The organism is Barnesiella sp. An22, from assembly GCF_002159975.1.
In the GTDB taxonomy this organism is placed as follows: domain Bacteria; phylum Bacteroidota; class Bacteroidia; order Bacteroidales; family Barnesiellaceae; genus Barnesiella; species Barnesiella merdigallinarum.
Genome location: NZ_NFJR01000002.1, coordinates 198,179 through 213,665, shown reverse-complemented (window position 1 = coordinate 213,665; position 15,487 = coordinate 198,179). Strand labels below are relative to the sequence as shown.

Annotated in this window: 13 protein-coding genes and 1 riboswitch; of the genes, 2 read left to right on the top strand and 11 right to left on the bottom strand. The window is 54.2% G+C overall.

The genetic code is table 11. The features are described from left to right. Positions 1 to 3: 3 nt before the first annotated feature. The 9 genes from nrdG to miaB form a co-directional block, all read right to left on the bottom strand. Positions 4 to 489, bottom strand: a complete 486-nt coding sequence (gene nrdG, locus B5F38_RS03480; RefSeq protein ID WP_087407938.1) for an anaerobic ribonucleoside-triphosphate reductase activating protein — start codon at positions 487 to 489, stop codon at positions 4 to 6. Then, positions 490 to 2,868, bottom strand: coding sequence for an anaerobic ribonucleoside triphosphate reductase (locus tag B5F38_RS03475; RefSeq protein WP_087407937.1), 2,379 nt, complete (start codon positions 2,866 to 2,868; stop codon positions 490 to 492). It abuts the gene before it with no gap. Between the two features lie 52 nt (positions 2,869 to 2,920). Continuing rightward, positions 2,921 to 3,129, bottom strand: a riboswitch (cobalamin riboswitch). A 356-nt stretch (positions 3,130 to 3,485) separates the two neighbouring features. Continuing rightward, positions 3,486 to 4,535, bottom strand: coding sequence for a tRNA preQ1(34) S-adenosylmethionine ribosyltransferase-isomerase QueA (gene queA / locus B5F38_RS03470; protein WP_087407936.1), 1,050 nt, complete (start codon positions 4,533 to 4,535; stop codon positions 3,486 to 3,488). Further along, the gene (gene truB, locus B5F38_RS03465) at positions 4,532 to 5,269 is read right to left on the bottom strand and encodes a tRNA pseudouridine(55) synthase TruB (protein ID WP_087407935.1); all 738 of its coding nucleotides are present in this window, start codon (positions 5,267 to 5,269) and stop codon (positions 4,532 to 4,534) included. Before truB ends, queA begins: the two co-directional genes overlap by 4 nt. Positions 5,270 to 5,275: 6 nt before the next feature. Then, on the bottom strand, positions 5,276 to 6,124 hold the full coding sequence (locus B5F38_RS03460; protein WP_087407934.1) for an undecaprenyl-diphosphate phosphatase: 849 nt from the start codon (positions 6,122 to 6,124) through the stop codon (positions 5,276 to 5,278). 35 nt (positions 6,125 to 6,159) lie between these two features. Beyond that, positions 6,160 to 6,435, bottom strand: coding sequence for a DUF3098 domain-containing protein (locus B5F38_RS03455; protein ID WP_087407933.1), 276 nt, complete (start codon positions 6,433 to 6,435; stop codon positions 6,160 to 6,162). Positions 6,436 to 6,455: 20 nt separating this feature from the next. After that, the gene (locus B5F38_RS03450; protein ID WP_241147797.1) at positions 6,456 to 7,286 is read right to left on the bottom strand and encodes a permease-like cell division protein FtsX; all 831 of its coding nucleotides are present in this window, start codon (positions 7,284 to 7,286) and stop codon (positions 6,456 to 6,458) included. A 244-nt stretch (positions 7,287 to 7,530) separates the two neighbouring features. After that, complete coding sequence (locus tag B5F38_RS03445; protein ID WP_087407931.1) at positions 7,531 to 8,721, bottom strand: MFS transporter; 1,191 nt, start codon at positions 8,719 to 8,721, stop codon at positions 7,531 to 7,533. Positions 8,722 to 8,736: 15 nt separating this feature from the next. Then, complete coding sequence (gene miaB, locus B5F38_RS03440; protein ID WP_241147796.1) at positions 8,737 to 10,098, bottom strand: tRNA (N6-isopentenyl adenosine(37)-C2)-methylthiotransferase MiaB; 1,362 nt, start codon at positions 10,096 to 10,098, stop codon at positions 8,737 to 8,739. A gap of 537 nt (positions 10,099 to 10,635) precedes the next feature. Between miaB and B5F38_RS14320 the strand changes: the two genes are divergently transcribed. Together B5F38_RS14320 and B5F38_RS03430 are read left to right on the top strand one after the other, a co-directional pair. Continuing rightward, the gene (locus B5F38_RS14320) at positions 10,636 to 10,806 is read left to right on the top strand and encodes a hypothetical protein (RefSeq protein ID WP_158096835.1); all 171 of its coding nucleotides are present in this window, start codon (positions 10,636 to 10,638) and stop codon (positions 10,804 to 10,806) included. Between the two features lie 230 nt (positions 10,807 to 11,036). After that, positions 11,037 to 12,527: an acetyl-CoA hydrolase/transferase family protein gene (locus B5F38_RS03430; RefSeq protein WP_087407928.1), complete on the top strand. Its 1,491-nt coding sequence runs from the start codon at positions 11,037 to 11,039 to the stop codon at positions 12,525 to 12,527. Between the two features lie 113 nt (positions 12,528 to 12,640). Here the strand turns inward: B5F38_RS03430 and B5F38_RS03425 are convergent, their stop codons facing one another. Both B5F38_RS03425 and B5F38_RS03420 read right to left on the bottom strand, forming a co-directional pair. Further along, the gene (locus B5F38_RS03425) at positions 12,641 to 13,321 is read right to left on the bottom strand and encodes a phosphoglycerate mutase family protein (protein ID WP_087407927.1); all 681 of its coding nucleotides are present in this window, start codon (positions 13,319 to 13,321) and stop codon (positions 12,641 to 12,643) included. A gap of 181 nt (positions 13,322 to 13,502) precedes the next feature. After that, the gene (locus B5F38_RS03420; protein ID WP_087407926.1) at positions 13,503 to 15,485 is read right to left on the bottom strand and encodes a glucosamine-6-phosphate deaminase; all 1,983 of its coding nucleotides are present in this window, start codon (positions 15,483 to 15,485) and stop codon (positions 13,503 to 13,505) included. Positions 15,486 to 15,487: the final 2 nt, after the last annotated feature.

Here is a 15,487-nt window from a genome sequence, read left to right as displayed (position 1 = left end):
GCCTCATTCTGTTTTCTGCCCCTGCGACAGGTGCAGAATGCGCTGGTTGCTGCTGCCCCTGAAGGGTAGCGTGGGATCGAAGAGCGACTGCACGAAGGGGCCGTCGACCAGCGTGTCGATATACTCGAGGCAAGGTCGCCGGGCCTCATCGTCCAACAGCACCTCGTAGGTATAGCCCGTATAACACCAGATATTCAATCCCGTCTCGGCCTTGAGGCGCCGCAACAGAGCCAGCAGGGCCGGCGGATTGTAAAAGGGGTCGCCCCCCGAGAGGGTAATGCCGTCGAGCAACGGATTGGACCTGATTTCGGCGATGATGCGATTGAGCAAAGCCTCGGTGAGCGGCTCGCCCGCCCGGGGATTCCAGCTGCCGGCATTGTGGCACCCCCGGCAATGGTGCGTACAGCCGGCCAGATAGATGGAATAGCGTACCCCGAAACCGTCGGAGATGGTCTCGGGGTAGACATTGATCAGGTGCAGTGTTTCCATTTACTTGTGTTTTACCCGGTCGCGCTCTTCGGCCTGCTTGGCCGAGTTCCACGACTCGAGGCTGCCGGTAAGGTAGCCGGTAATGCGACGCATGCGCGAGATGTTCTCGCTCTTGCACACCGGGCATTGCGTATAGATGACACCCCGGTAGCCGCACGCACGGCAGGTATCGACCGGGTGGTTTATCGAACCGTAACCGATGCCCTCGTCGTGCATCACCTTCACGATTTTCAAGATGACCGATACATTCTTCTTCGCCTCGCCGTCGAGCTCGACATAGGTGATGTGTCCGCCCCGCGTAATGGCGTGGAAGGGGGCCTCCTTACGAATCTTCTCGACGATGGTCACCGGCTCCTTCACGTCGATGTGGAACGAGTTGACGTAGTAGTCGCGGTCGGTCACGCCGGGGATAACCCCGTAGCGCTTGCGGTCCAGACGGGTGAAGCGACCCGAGAGACCCTCGGCCGGCGTGGCCAGTACCGAGTAGTTGAGCCCATAGCGGCTCTTGTACTCCTCGACCACGTTGTTCATCACCATCACGGCATCGTAGAGCGTCTGCCAGGCCTCCTCGTTGCGGGCATGCCCCTCGCCGTAGATGGCACACATGGCATTGTGGCCGCCGATAAAACCGATGCCCAGCGTACCGCTATTGATTACGTCGCCCACCTCATCGTCGGGATTCAGCCGTCCGCCACCCTTCCACACGTCGTTACCCATCATGAAAGGGAACTGACGGGCGAGAGCCTTGCGCTGGTATTCGTACCGCTCGTGCAACTGCTCGGCAATCATCGAGGCGGTGGTGCGCACCTTCTCGAGAAAGAGGATACGGGCCTCGCGGCGGATGGCGTGCTTGTCGCCGTCGGGGTGCAGCTCTTCGGCCTCGCGACGCGCCTCGATGGCCAGGCGCGGCATATTCATCGAGGTAAAGGAGAGGTTGCCCCGCCCCCACGAACTCTTCGCACCGTGCAGGTTTTCAAATACCCGGGTACGGCAACCCATCGTGGCCACCTCGTAGCGGAAGCGGTCGGGGTCGTCGGCCCGCCAAAGTTCGTTCCGGTTGTAGTCGGTATCGAGAAATACGAAATTGGGAAAGAGCGAAGTGGCCGTGGTCCGGCACGACTCGAGCAGCAGGTCGAAGTTGGGCGCCTTGAATGGGATACGTCCCGCCATCGCCCCCTCGAAGTCGGCCATCGCCGCAGCATAATCCTCGTCGCTGTACGATACCCCATTCTTCACCTTGAAAATCTGTATCGGGAAGACCGGCACCTCGCCGTGGCCCAACCCCTCGGTTGTAGCCGAGAGCAGCTCGCGTATGACCATGCGCCCCTCGGGCGAGGTATCGGTACCGTAGTTTATCGAACTGAAAACCACCTGGTTGCCACCCCGCGAGTGCATGGTGTTGAGGTTGTGCACCAACCCCTCCATGGCTTGGTGGGTATCCTTGCGGGTAGTCTCGTAGCTTTGTGTCCAGGCGGTGCGCAACTCATTGGCCGAGAGAGTCAGGCCCAGAGTCTGCAGGCGGTCGGCCAGTGCAGCCTGTTGCACCTCCGTATCGGCTATCGAGGCGACCGAGTCGGCTATCGCCTCTCGCAGCGACGGATGGTCGCTCTCGCCATGCAGGCGCAAGATGAAGTCGATGGCCGTCTCGAGATGTTTGCGGAAACTCTTCAGCACCCCCGGTGCCATGAAGTGGTCGAAAGCCGGGATGGCCTGCCCGCCGTGCTGCTCGTTCTGGTTGGTCTGGAACACGATAGTGGCCAGCGTGGCGTAGCTCTGTATCGACTGAGGCGTGCGCACGGTTCCGTTTTTGGTATGGAAACCGCGGTTGAAAATATCCTCCAGGTCGTACTGCACGCAGGTAGTCGTCTTGGTGGGATAGTAGTCGAGGTCGTGAATGTGAATGTCGCCCTCGCGGTGCGCCCGCCCGTAGCGCACCCCCACCAGATACTTGTAGGCGTAATCCTTGGTCACCTCCGAGGCGAAGGTCATCATCTGCCCGGCCGGCGTATGCGACGACATGTTGGCGTTGCTCAGGTTCACGTCGTTCTTCTCGACAGCCACGATGCCGTCCATCACCTGCTTCATCGAGGTGCGTTTCTCGCGCTCCTTGGTGCGCCACTCGCGATAGATGATGAAGCGCTTGGCCACCGAAGGGTTGCGCCGCATCAGATGGCGCTCGACCAGATCTTGAATCTCCTCGACCGAAATCTCGCTCTTGTCGATGGCGGCGGCCACCTCGCCGGCAATCTGTTTCACCGCAGTTTCGTCGTCGATACCATCGGCCCGATAGGCCTTGGCAATAGCCCGCTCGATTTTGGCAATCGAGAAACTCTCTTGGGCACCATCGCGCTTGGCAATGGTAATGCCTGCATAATCCATGTTGATAAGTTGTTTAGGGTTGGATACTGCGGACGTCTCCTCGAACGTCCTTTTGCTTCTCTCTCACTCCGGCAGGTCTTCTGGCTCTTCCCTGCCCCGATGACGCCTTCCCGACATTACAGAAACAGATTCTCGTCAGTGGCTCGTGTCACGGGACTTTCACAGGAATTACAGCAGCGGGACTGCTCGGGATTCTCACCCGATTCCCTTTTTATCGACACCATCGTACAACGGGGCCGAACCGGAATGCGGGTACAAAGTTACACAAATTCGCGATAACCAAACAACAAATTTCGAGACAAAAGTTTCCTTTTTCGGGAAACTTTTGAAAACCAGAATAGAAAAAAGTTTCCTGAAACCAGCAACGAATAGAGGCCTATACCAACTCCCATATGGAAACTATACTGCTATAAAACAGCAAAAAAGGCATCTATTCCATTGTTCAATCGGATATCCAATCGAACCAACCAAATTGTTATCTATTCCAGCAACATAATAAAAAAGGCGAGATAGTAATCTCTCTATAAGAGAGAGAACCTTGCCGCACCGTTTGTCCCCAAGGTGCAACAAGGTTCTCTGTATCTTCCGGGACAAGAGCGTCCCTGATATCTTACCAATTACAGAATGAGCATGGCGTCGCCATAGGCACCGAAACGATACCCCTCCTTGAGGGCAGCATCGTAGGCCTCGAGGACAATTTCATATCCGCCGAATGCCGCTACCATCATCAGCATGGTCGAAAGCGGCATGTGGAAGTTGGTCACCAGACTGGTGGCTACCGTAAAGTCGTAGGGCGGGAAGATGAACTTGTTGGTCCAGCCGTCGTAGGTCTTCATGTGGCCGCCGGTGCTGACCGCACTCTCGATACCCCGCATCACCGAGGTACCCACGGCGCACACCTTGTGGCCGCCATCCTTGGCGTGGTTGACGAGCTCGACGAGCTCGGGGGTCACAATCAGCTGCTCCGAGTCCATTTTGTGCTTGGTAAGGTCTTCGACATCGATTTCACGGAAGTTACCCAGGCCCGAATGGAGGGTGAGGAAGCCGTAGTCGATGCCCTTGATCTCCATGCGCTTCAACAGCTCACGGCTGAAGTGGAGCCCGGCAGCGGGAGTAACCACGGCCCCTTCGTGACGGGCAAAGATATTTTGATAGCGCTCGGCATCGAGCTCCTCGACCGGACGGGTGATATAGGCCGGCAAAGGCATCTCGCCCAGTTTGTAGAGGGCCTCTTTGAACTCGTCGTGCGAGCCGTCGTAGAGAAATCGCAACGTACGGCCGCGCGAGGTGGTATTGTCGATTACCTCGGCCACCATCGAGTCGTCGTCGCCGAAATAGAGTTTGTTGCCGATACGTATCTTACGGGCCGGCTCTACCAGAACGTCCCACAGGCGATTCTCTTCGTTGAGCTCGCGCAGAAGGAATACCTCGATTTTGGCACCGGTTTTTTCTTTATTGCCATAGAGGCGTGCAGGAAAGACTTTGGTGTCGTTGAATACAAACACATCTTTCTCTTCGAAATAGTCGATAATCTCTTTGAAGATGCGGTGTTCAATCTTTCCCGTTTTCCGGTCGATGACCATCAACCGGGACTCGTCCCGGTTTTTTGCCGGGTATTGAGCGATTTGCGCTTCGGGCAATTTAAATTTGAATTGGGACAGTTTCATATTTGTTCGTTATTACTTTCTTCGTTTTTATCTTCTTCGGAGGTTGTCAAGGGGGCCTCGTCAATCATCCGGGCCACCTCGTCGACCGACAGGCAATCGGCAAGCGTCACATCGCCTACCCGTGTACGCACGAGCCCCACCAGATGGGCACCACTGCCGAGGGCCACCCCGATGTCACGGGCCAAAGCCCGTATGTAAGTCCCTTTGCTGCAAACGACCCGTATCCGGATAATGGGCAATTCGCAGGAGAGCAGCTCGATTTCGTCGATCACCAGCTCCTTGGGTTTAAGCTCTACCTCCTGCCCCTTGCGCGCCATGTCGTAGGCACGGCGACCCTCGATTTTACAAGCCGAATAGGAGGGAGGCACCTGCATAATGGAACCGACAAAACGCGGTAATGTTCGCTCTACGCTCTCGCGGGTGATGTGCTCGTGCGGGTAGTGTGCATCGATTTCGGTCTCCAGATCGAACGAGGGGGTAGTCGCACCCAACTGCAAGGTGGCGATATACTCTTTGGTATGATACTGAAACTCCTCGATGCGTTTCGTGGCCCGCCCGGTGCAGACAATCATCACTCCCGTAGCCAGGGGGTCGAGTGTACCGGCATGACCCACTTTCAGTTTCTTCTGCTTGAGCCTGCGCAAGATTCGCAAACGGATTCGCTTGACGACATCGAACGAGGTCCAATGCAGCGGTTTGTCGATATATATGATTTCGCCTTCGTTAAAATCCATTACACATTACATAATCGTTAAGTTATGTCCCGTCAACAACATGACGAGAATCACACCACCCACTATTATACGATACCACCCGAAGGCCTTGAATCCATAGCGGGTAACGAAACCGATGAAAAACTTGATGGCCAGCAAGGCTACCACAAAGGCAACTACGTTGCCCAACAACAAAGTACCCATGTTGTTCATAATCAAATCGGCTCCTTCAGGTTCTGAAAACAGCTTCAGCATCTTGTATGCCATTGCCGCAAACATGGTGGGAACAGCCAGAAAGAACGAGAACTCGGCTGCCGCCTTGCGCGAAAGTTTCTGTGCCATACCGCCCACGATGGTCGCCATCGAACGCGATACACCCGGTATCATGGCGATACATTGGAACAATCCTATGTAAAATGCTCGTTTCTCGGTAAGCTCGGTGTTGTCGCTGCCCTTGTTGAATATCCGGTCGCAGAAGAGCATGAAGATACCGCCAATAACCAGCATGACGGCAACGACTACCACGTTTTCGAGCAGGGTATCAATCCAGTCGCCCAAGAGCAAACCGAATATGGCAGCGGGGATGAATGCCACCAGCAACTTCCAGTAAAAATCGTAGGTGTGCAGGAAACGCCGCAAGGCCGAGGGATTGCCCGGGAGCGGAGTGCGATTGAGCCGGAAAAACCGTTTCCAATAGAGACATACCACCGACAAGATAGCACCGAACTGTATAATGACCGTAAATGCCCTTACAAAGGGAGTACTTTCTACACCCAGAACACTCTGTGTAATAATCATGTGCCCCGTAGAGGAAACGGGTAAAAACTCGGTCAGTCCCTCTACAATGGCGATAATAATCGTTTCTAAAAAATCCACTTTCTTGAAAATTTAAACAGAAATATCAAACTGCCTTATTGTCTCTTTTTAGAGTTGTGCATGATTGCATAGACCATGAAGACAAACCCCACGAAGGCTATGCCGGGGGCCAGCACAATGCGACGAAAACTGAAGATGTCGGGGTTATATGCCTCGGGGGTAGTACCGGGCCCCAGCATCAGCAGGAAGCCGACTACAATCACGGCAAACGATATGGCAATGAGCTTAATATTGGCTTTTCCCAGAGCAAACGAGGCCTTTTGCTCCGTGTCGGAAAGCACCGGTGCCGATTTCTTTTCTTGAGATTTCATATGGTTATACTGTTTTTTTATCACACATAATACAAGTCGTCTCTATCCATGCGGATATAACGGTTCACGGCCCAATAGGCCGAGACGGCCGACAGGATAATACCCAGCACCAGCACGGTGAGGAATACCAGCAGCATCATGGGTACCGACACAAGTGTCGTGAAGTTTTCCATCTCGGACATGAGGTAATAGACACACCCCGAGAGGAGCAGCATGGCAATGACCGAGGCCACAATGCCGTTGATGACATTGGAGACAATAAATGGCCTCCGTATGAAGGCCGGGGTAGCACCTACCAGCTTCATCGTGTGAATGAGGAATCGCTTGGAGTAGGCACCCAACCGGATGGTATTGCTAATCAGGGCAAACGATATAATCATCAGCACAATGGCCAACGCCAGCAAGATGAGGCCGATGCGGCTCATGTTGTCGTTGACCGACTGAATGAGGTCTTTCTGATAGAGGATGTCGCTCACGATTACCTGGTCGCGAAGGCCTTTTTCAATAACGGCAAGACTGTCGGTATTGGCATAGTCCGCTTTGAGCTTGACCTCGATCGACGATTGCAAGGGATTGACCCCCAACACATCTTCGGGATTTTCGCCCAACTCGATCATCACCTCCTTCAGGGCATCCTCTTTCGAGATGTACTGGGCAGCCTTCACATAGTCGGCCCGCTCGAGCATGCGTTGCAACTGGTGCACCTGTTGTTCGCCGGCCGACTCGTTGAGGACAATCGAGAAGCCTATATTCTCCTTGACATGACGGGAGAGATTGTTGGCCAAAAAGCCCATCAAGACCATAATCCCCAAGATGAAAAGGACCAGCGACACGCTTAATGTCGAAGTCATTCGAGCATTCAGAAAAGAAATCCGTTTGCTGAAAGAAGCCTTGTTGTTCATATCTCTCTTTTTTACCAAATCAAGCCTTTTGTTCTGTGAGGATTTTACGCCTCTGTTAGACACCTATTTCGACGTTCCTACCCCTTTCTTTTAACGAACCAGAAAACAAAAGGATATTATTAGCCCAAATTTTATGCAAAATAAAGTCTATCTGGGCGAAATTGCTCTTTTTATTCACATATTTTAACATTTTCTATCGCAACTTATATTTTTCGAAATGGGCTGCCGTCTTGAACCGGAAGAGCAGGTATCCTATCGTGCAGAGCACACAAGCGGTAGCATAGACCGTAGCATAATTGGTGAGGTCGGCAATCTGTCCGCCGATAAGGACCCCCAGCCCTACCCCCAAGTCCCAGGCTGTGAGGTAGGTCGAGTTGGCTGTACCCCGCTGATTATTGGGAGCCAGATTGATAAACATCGTCTGATAAGCCGGACAGATGCAGCCGTAACCCAAACCCAGCACCACCGCCGCACCGTAGTAGCCCCACTCGTTACGCACCCCTACGAAGATGAGGTAACCGAGCAGCGACAGCAACATGCCCACGAAAATGTTGCGGGTAACGAAACCGCGATTGAGCCATTGCCCCGAGGCGAGCCTCGACAGGATAAGGCCGATAGCCAGCAGAATGAAGAAAAACCCGGCCCCCGACTCGATATCCAGCTCCTCCTTGCCATAGACAGCCAGATAGGTCGACAGCACCCCGTAGCTGAACGAATAGAAGATGAGCGTAACCGCTTCGGGCATACCCCTCAGCAGCAGAAACCGGTCGAGCGAGATGGGCGGCTTCTCGGGTACCGGGTCGCGCCGGTAGGGCATCTTGATGGTCGAAACGGCAATCAGTCCGATAGTAGCCGATACCATCGAGAGCAAAAAGATATAGTCGAAGTTGGCATAAGCATCGTGTATATAAAGTGAAAGTGTGGGTCCGACAGCCATGGCCAGATTGTTGCTCACCCCGTAGTAGCCTATGCCTTCGCCCCGTCGCGACGAGGGCATCACATCGATAGCCACCGTACTGTTCGAGACGGTGAGCAGACCGAATGCGACCCCGTGCCCGGCCCGAATGATGGCAAACAGGAGCAGCGTGCCGGCCAGCAGATAGCCGCCGAAGAAGAGCAAAAAGACAAAATAGCAGATGAGCAGCAGCGGCTTGCGGGGAAAGGTGTCGACCATATACCCGGCAAAGGGGCGTATCATCAGGGCAGTGATGGTATAAGACGAGAGTATGAAACCGGCCGTGGAACGGCTGGCGGCAAAGGCCTCGCTCAAATACATGGGCAATACCGGCAACAGCAGGTAGAAGGCAAAAAAGAGCAGGAAGTTCCCGGCCACCACCACACAGAAGCTGGGTGTCCACAGTTTATCTTTAACCACTTTTTCCATAAGACACTCGGGAGTTTAGTCCAACGCTTCGCCCAGCAGGGTAGCCGACGAGGCGTCGGTCACCCGTACCCGCACCAACTGGCCGATACGGTGGTTGCCCTTGTCGAAGACCACCACCTTGTTTTGCGAGGTGCGGCCGAAGAGCTGTTCGCGCGAACGCTTCGAGAAACCCTCGACCAGCACTTCGAACTCGTGGCCGATGTCGCGGCGGTTGCTCTCGAGCGAGAGCTCGTTCTGCAAGTCGATCATGCGTTGCAGGCGGGCAATCTTCACCTCCTCGGGTACATCGTCGGGCAGATGCTTCGAGGCATACGTACCGGGACGCTCGGAGTATTTGAAGAGGAACGACGAGTCGAATCCTACCTCGCGCATGAGCGAGAGGGTCTCTTCGAAATCCTCTTCGGTTTCGGAGTGGAAGCCGCTGAACATGTCGGTCGTGATGCCGCAATCGGGCAAGATGCGACGGATGGCGGCAATGCGGTCGAGATACCATTCGCGGGTATACTTGCGGTTCATCAGTTTCAGAATGCGGTTACTGCCCGACTGTACCGGCAGGTGTATGTGGTGGCACAGGTTGGGCCAGGCGGCGATGACGTGGAGGGTCTCGTCGCTCATGTCCTTGGGGTGCGACGTGGTGAAGCGTACCCGCATCTCGCCGGCAGCCTGGGCCACCAGAGCCAGCAGGGCGGGAAAATCGACCACCGTGCCGTCGGCCCGCTCGTAGCGATACGAGTTGACATTCTGCCCCAGCAGCGTCACCTCCTTGAAGCCCTTGGCCTTGAGGTCGGCCAGTTCGCCCAGAATGCTCTCGGGCTCACGGCTGCGCTCCCGCCCGCGGGTATAGGGTACAATACAATAGGAGCAAAAGTTGTTGCACCCCCGCATGATGGAGATAAAACCCGAAATGCGGTTCAACCCGATGCGCGAGGGAATCACCTCGCGATAGGTCTCGGTAGTCGAGAGCTCTACGTTCACCGCCTTCTCGCCATGTTCGGCAGCCCCTACCAGATTGGGCAAGTCGAGGTACGAATCGGGACCAGCCACCAAATCGACGCCGTTCTCGGCAATGAGTTGCTCGCGCACCCGCTCGGCCATGCAGCCCAACACCCCTACCACCAAATGCTTGTGATGCTTGCGCAACGACTGGAAGTAGGCCAGACGCGAGAGCACCTTCTGCTCGGCATTGTCGCGAATGGAGCAGGTATTGACGAAAATGGCATCGGCATCCTCGATATTATCGCACAAGGTGTAACCAGCCATCTGCATGATCGAAGCCACCACCTCGCTGTCGGCCACATTCATCTGGCAACCATAAGTTTCGATAAAGAGTTTCTTCTCTGCAACCGGCTGCCCAACGGGGGGTTCAGTCGCTTCCATATTTTTCATTCTATCCGTTTTATTCTTCATTCAATTTTAATTTATCAACAAAATCGACAAAAAAGTAATATTTTCTTTTCTAAAATTTGTTTTTTAAAAAATAATTATTTTCTTTGCAATCACATTACATGAAATTTTTTCATAGTTAAGGTTTAGGTTAAATCGGCTAAGAGTTGTTGAGAAACAGCTCTTAGTTATTTTATAGAGCTCCAAAATTTGGAAGATTCTCAATAAAACTCTATATTTGAGGACAAAAATAGTAAAAAGAGATGGATTTTTCAGAGATAATCGTCGCTATAATCATCGGGTTGGTCATTCTTGCCATCAATTCCGTTGGTTCCAAAAAGCAACAAAGCTCTAAAAATCAACCGGGAAGACAACCTGGTCGAACCATCTTTCCCGAAGCCTCCACTCAGGCCCCTCAGCGAGAAGAGCAGGAAGAGAGTCGAGATGCTTCCACACCACTTACCCTGGACGAAATTTTCGCAGAGCTGCGCCGAGCTCACGAAGAGGAGGAGCGAAAGGCTCACGAGGCCGATGAATATATCCCCCGAGCTCCCCGAAGAGCGCAGCCGCAACCGTCTCGCCGCCCTCAGGTGCAGCCCCTGGAGCGAAGAGAACCTCAAACCGAATGGCGACCACAGCCTCGACCTGCAGAACAGCCGGCTGCGACCGTCCCAAAACCCGAACCGGCAGCAACGATACTGACACCCGAGGAGGAGGGAAAATCGGCGCTCGCCCGTCCGCAAACATCTGCCCGACCCGTGACACAAACCGTACCGGTACAGGAATCCGAAGCAGAGACTGAATCAATAGATATAAGCGATATAGATTGGCGAAAAGCGGTCATCGCTGCAGAAATACTGAATAGAAAATACTGAAACCGAGAAACACCTTAACCTTGAAATATCTCAAAAACAACAAAATTTATCATAGATATGGCATTTAATTTTATTACCGCCGAAGAAGCGGCTCAATTCGTTCACCACAACGATAATGTAGGATTTAGTGGCTTTACTGCAGCAGGTACCCCCAAAGTAGTCCCTGTCGCCATCGCCCAACGGGCCGAGGCCGAACATGCAGCCGGACGCCCCTTCCAGATTGGCGTCTACACCGGTGCCTCGACCAGCGACTACGTAGACGGCGCCCTCACCCGTGCAAAAGCCATCAGAAGCCGTACACCCTACCAGTCGCACAAAGATACCCGTGCAGCCGTCAACTCCAACGAGATTGCCTACTTCGACATGCACCTCTCGCACCTGGCGCAAAACCTGCGTTACGGATTTCTGGGCAAGGTAAACGTGGCCATCGTCGAAGCTACCGAGGTAACCCCCAACGGAGAAATCCTGCTGGGCAACGGTGTGGGTGCTACTCCCACCTTCTGCGCGCTGGCCGATAAAATCATCATCGAACTGAACCACCACGACCCCAAAGAGCTGCGGGGCATGCACGACATTTACCAACCGCTCGACCCGCCCTACCGTCGCGAGATTCCCATCTACAAACCCAGCGACCGTATCGGTGCTCCTATCATTAAAGTAGACCCGAAGAAAATCGTGGGCATCGTCGAAAGCGACAAGCTCGACGGCGTGAAACCCTTCACCCCGGCCGACGAGACCACCATGAAGATCGGAAACAACGTGTGCGACTTCCTCGTAAGCCAGTTGAAAGCCGGCCTCATCCCGCCCCAATTCCTGCCGCTGCAATCGGGTGTAGGCAACATCGCCAACGCCGTGCTGGGCAGTCTGGGCTCCAACCCCGACATCCCCGCCTTCGAAATGTATACCGAGGTGATACAAGATGCCGTTATCGACCTGATGAAAGAGGGTAAATGCAAATTTGCCAGCTGCTGCTCCATGACGATAAGCGACGGCAAACAAGACGAGGTGTTCAGCAACATCGACTTCTTCCACGACAAAATCATCATGCGACCGGGCGAAATATCGAATCACCCCGAAATCGTACGCCGACTGGGCCTCATCACCATGAACACCGCCCTCGAGGCCGACATCTTCGGCAACGTGAACTCGACCCACGTAACCGGTACCAAGATGATGAACGGCATCGGCGGCTCGGCCGACTTCACCCGCAATGCCTACCTCTCGATATTCACCTGCCCCTCGATTGCCAAAGGTGGCAAAATCAGCGCCATCGTACCCATGGTTTCGCACCTCGACCACAGCGAACACTCGGTACAGGTGCTCATCACCGAGCAGGGCGTAGCCGACCTCCGCGGCAAATCGCCCATCCAACGCGCTCACACCATCATCGAGAACTGCGTTCACCCCATGTACAAAGAGCTGTTGTGGGACTACCTGAAACTGGGCAAAGGCCACACGCCTCACAACCTGAAGGCCGCCTTCGGATTCCACAACGAGTTCCTGAAATCGGGCGATATGGCTCTTACCAACTGGGCCGAATATGTATAATTAAACCGTCGAATGCGATTATAACCGATACCCTCGAGGCCACCCGCGCCTCGGGGGTATTGTGTTTATAACGCGAGAGCTGGAAACGATCTTTTTCGTCGCACCGATTCCGATTACTCGTCGGGCAACCGGATGGGCCGCCGACGGAACACCGTGTCGGAATTCCGGGCGAGCGGAGTCGTCAGCCGGTATTCCTGAGCGGCATCGTCATACTCGAGTATCACCAAGTCGCCATTCCGGGGCGAAGCCATCTCTTCAAACTCCTCGACCGTGAGGTGAAACCACCGCATCACAAAGAGGCGTATGGCCAGCGAGTGGGTGATGAGTACACAGTTGGGCGGGAAGTCGGGGCTGCGGAAATCGCGATGCAGCGACCCCAGCAGGTCGTTGATGCGGTCGTAGACATCGGTGCCGGCCTCGCCGCCCGGAAACCGGTAGTAAAACGTGCCGTAGCGGCGACGCTCCTCTTTCAACCGCTTCAGCTCGGCATAGGTGCGCAGGTAGCCCCACTCCTGCTCTCTGAGGCGGGGCTCCTCGTTGTAGTCGAACTGACGACGGGGAAAGGCCCGGGCCACCTGCTCAAAGGTAGAACGGGTGCGCCAGAAGGGCGACACATAGAAATAGAGCGGTTCGTCACCAACCAACGCCTTCAGGGCTTCACCTGCCTCACGAGCCTGCTCGAGACCTCGGGGAGTCAGCTCTATCGTGTAGTCGGGTTCGGTGGCAAACTGGCTTTCGTCGGTATTGGCATAGCATTCGCCATGACGTATCAGGATAATTCGGTGTGGTTTCATAGGTATATTTACATGAGGTATGTGTGTATGATCTTTGCAAACGAAGGGTCCCCGGTTCTTACAGTCCCCCCGGGGCATTGTGCAACAGTCCCCGAAACAAGTATTGCCTCTTGTTGTCTCTTCTTATTTAAAGAAAAGGGGCTGCATCACGCCGATACAGCCCCTCTATACAGGTTACGGATTATCGTATGGGATGATATTCTACAAAGGCTTCGATGGCCTCGTACGAAGCCAGACCGAGGCTGGCGTAGAGGTCGGCCGTAGCTTTGTTACGATCCTCGGCACGTTGCCAGAACAGACGCTCGTCGTCGCCCAGGAAGGGAGCGCTCTCCATCTGCGACTGGTGTTTGAGAATCGAGTTACGTTTCTGACGCAGCTCTTCGGGGCTCAGGGGCACAGCCATTTCGATGTGGTCGATTTCCCATTCGGCCCAGGCACCACGATACATCCAGATGCGGCAATCTTTCATCCACTCTTCGTCCTTGATTTCGTCGATAGCGGCCAGAACGGCATCGAGGCAAACCTTGTGAGTTCCGTGCGGGTCGGCCAAGTCGCCGGCTACGAAAATCTGGTGCGGTTTAACCGACTCAATCAGGTCTTTTACAATCTGAATATCGGCTTCGGTCAAATCGCCTTTCTTAATGGTACCCGTCTCGTAGAAGGGGAGGTTCAGGAAGTGAACATTCTCGGGCTTGATGCCGATGTATTTGCAGGCGGTACGAGCCTCGCCCCGACGAATCATTGTCTTGATAAAGCGAATATCGGGCGTATCGGACTCACCGTCTTTCTTCTGCTCGATGAATTTGTGGATTTCGCTGCTCTCTTTCAGAAGCTCGGGGGTATCGAACTTGAACTTCTTGGCGATGTTGTCGATAAGCATGATGTAACGCATCATATCTTCGTCGCCTACGGCAATGTTGCCCGAAGTCTCGTAAGCCACGTGTACATCGTGTTTCTGTACGGCAAGACGTTTGAGGGTACCACCCATCGAGATCACATCGTCGTCGGGGTGCGGGCTGAATACGATAACCCGTTTGGGATACGGAGTAGCACGCTCGGGACGGAAAGTGTCGTCGGCATTGGGTTTACCACCGGGCCAACCGGTAATGGTATGTTGCAGCGAGTTGAAGATGCGGATGTTTACGTTGTAGGCCGAACCGTAGAGGGCAACGAGTTCGCTCAAGCCGTTGTCGTTGTAGTCTTTGTCGGTCAGTTTCAAGATGGGTTTACCCGTCACCTTGCAGAGCCAAACAATGGCCCGACGGATGAGTTTCTCGTCCCATTCGCACGACGTTACGAGCCACGGACGGCTGATGCGCGTCAAAGCCTCGGCAGCCGAAAGGTCGAGCACCACTTTGGCACGACGATGGGTCTGCAGGAAGGAAGAGGGAATGAGGTCGGTCACTTCGCCCTCGATGGTGCGTTTCACGATGTTGGCGCGATTTTCACCCCAGGCCACGCAGATGATACGACGGGCCGACATGAGGTTCGAGATACCCAGCGTGATGGCACAGCGGGGAACATTCTCGTTCGAATTGAATTGCGACGAAGCCACGTGACGGGCATCGCTACCGAGCAACATGAGACGGCACGACGAGTTGAGCTGCGAACCCGGTTCGTTGAAGGCGAGATTACCCACGGCACCGATTTCGCACAGAGCCAGGTCTATACCGCCGCAGGCTTCGATCTCTTCCTCGTATTTCTTGCAGTATGCGAAGAGATCTTCTTTCGAAACCATCTTGCTGGGCGTATGGATATTCTCGGGGTCGATATTCACCTTGTCGAGCAAAAGCTCTTTCAAGAGGCTCATGGTACCGGGAGCACCTTCGGCCAAGGGATAGTATTCACCGATGTTGAACACGATTACATTCGAGAAGCTGATTTCTCCGGCCTGATACATGCGCACCAGTTCGGCATAGACCGAGTGAGTGGCTGCACCCGAACCCAAAGCGAGAACGCAATGGCGATGTTCGGCCTTGCATTTCTGAATCAACTCGGCAATGTCGTGAGCCACATATACCGAACCTTCGTCGGAACCTTCGAAGATTTTGGTATAGACCTTTTCTTCCCGCGTCAGAGCCGCGAGTTCCAACTCACCGTCAGGATCGTAATACCGTTTGGGTATACGGTCCAGTTTAATTTGAGAACTAAGATTTGTTTTCATCG

Bases quoted from the DNA above. Each gene is read 5' to 3' on its own strand.
- B5F38_RS03430 (WP_087407928.1), top strand. From the start codon at position 11,037: ATGGCATTTAATTTTATTACCGCCGAAGAAGCGGCTCAATTCGTTCAC.
- B5F38_RS03420 (WP_087407926.1), bottom strand. From the start codon at position 15,485: ATGAAAACAAATCTTAGTTCTCAAATTAAACTGGACCGTATACCCAAA.
- B5F38_RS03450 (WP_241147797.1), bottom strand. From the start codon at position 7,286: ATGACTTCGACATTAAGCGTGTCGCTGGTCCTTTTCATCTTGGGGATT.
- B5F38_RS14320 (WP_158096835.1), top strand. From the start codon at position 10,636: ATGAATATATCCCCCGAGCTCCCCGAAGAGCGCAGCCGCAACCGTCTC.
- B5F38_RS03475 (WP_087407937.1), bottom strand. From the start codon at position 2,868: ATGGATTATGCAGGCATTACCATTGCCAAGCGCGATGGTGCCCAAGAG.
- B5F38_RS03455 (WP_087407933.1), bottom strand. From the start codon at position 6,435: ATGAAATCTCAAGAAAAGAAATCGGCACCGGTGCTTTCCGACACGGAG.
- queA (WP_087407936.1), bottom strand. From the start codon at position 4,535: ATGAAACTGTCCCAATTCAAATTTAAATTGCCCGAAGCGCAAATCGCT.
- nrdG (WP_087407938.1), bottom strand. From the start codon at position 489: ATGGAAACACTGCACCTGATCAATGTCTACCCCGAGACCATCTCCGAC.
- B5F38_RS03425 (WP_087407927.1), bottom strand. From the start codon at position 13,321: ATGAAACCACACCGAATTATCCTGATACGTCATGGCGAATGCTATGCC.
- B5F38_RS03445 (WP_087407931.1), bottom strand. From the start codon at position 8,721: ATGGAAAAAGTGGTTAAAGATAAACTGTGGACACCCAGCTTCTGTGTG.
- truB (WP_087407935.1), bottom strand. From the start codon at position 5,269: ATGGATTTTAACGAAGGCGAAATCATATATATCGACAAACCGCTGCAT.
- miaB (WP_241147796.1), bottom strand. From the start codon at position 10,098: ATGGAAGCGACTGAACCCCCCGTTGGGCAGCCGGTTGCAGAGAAGAAA.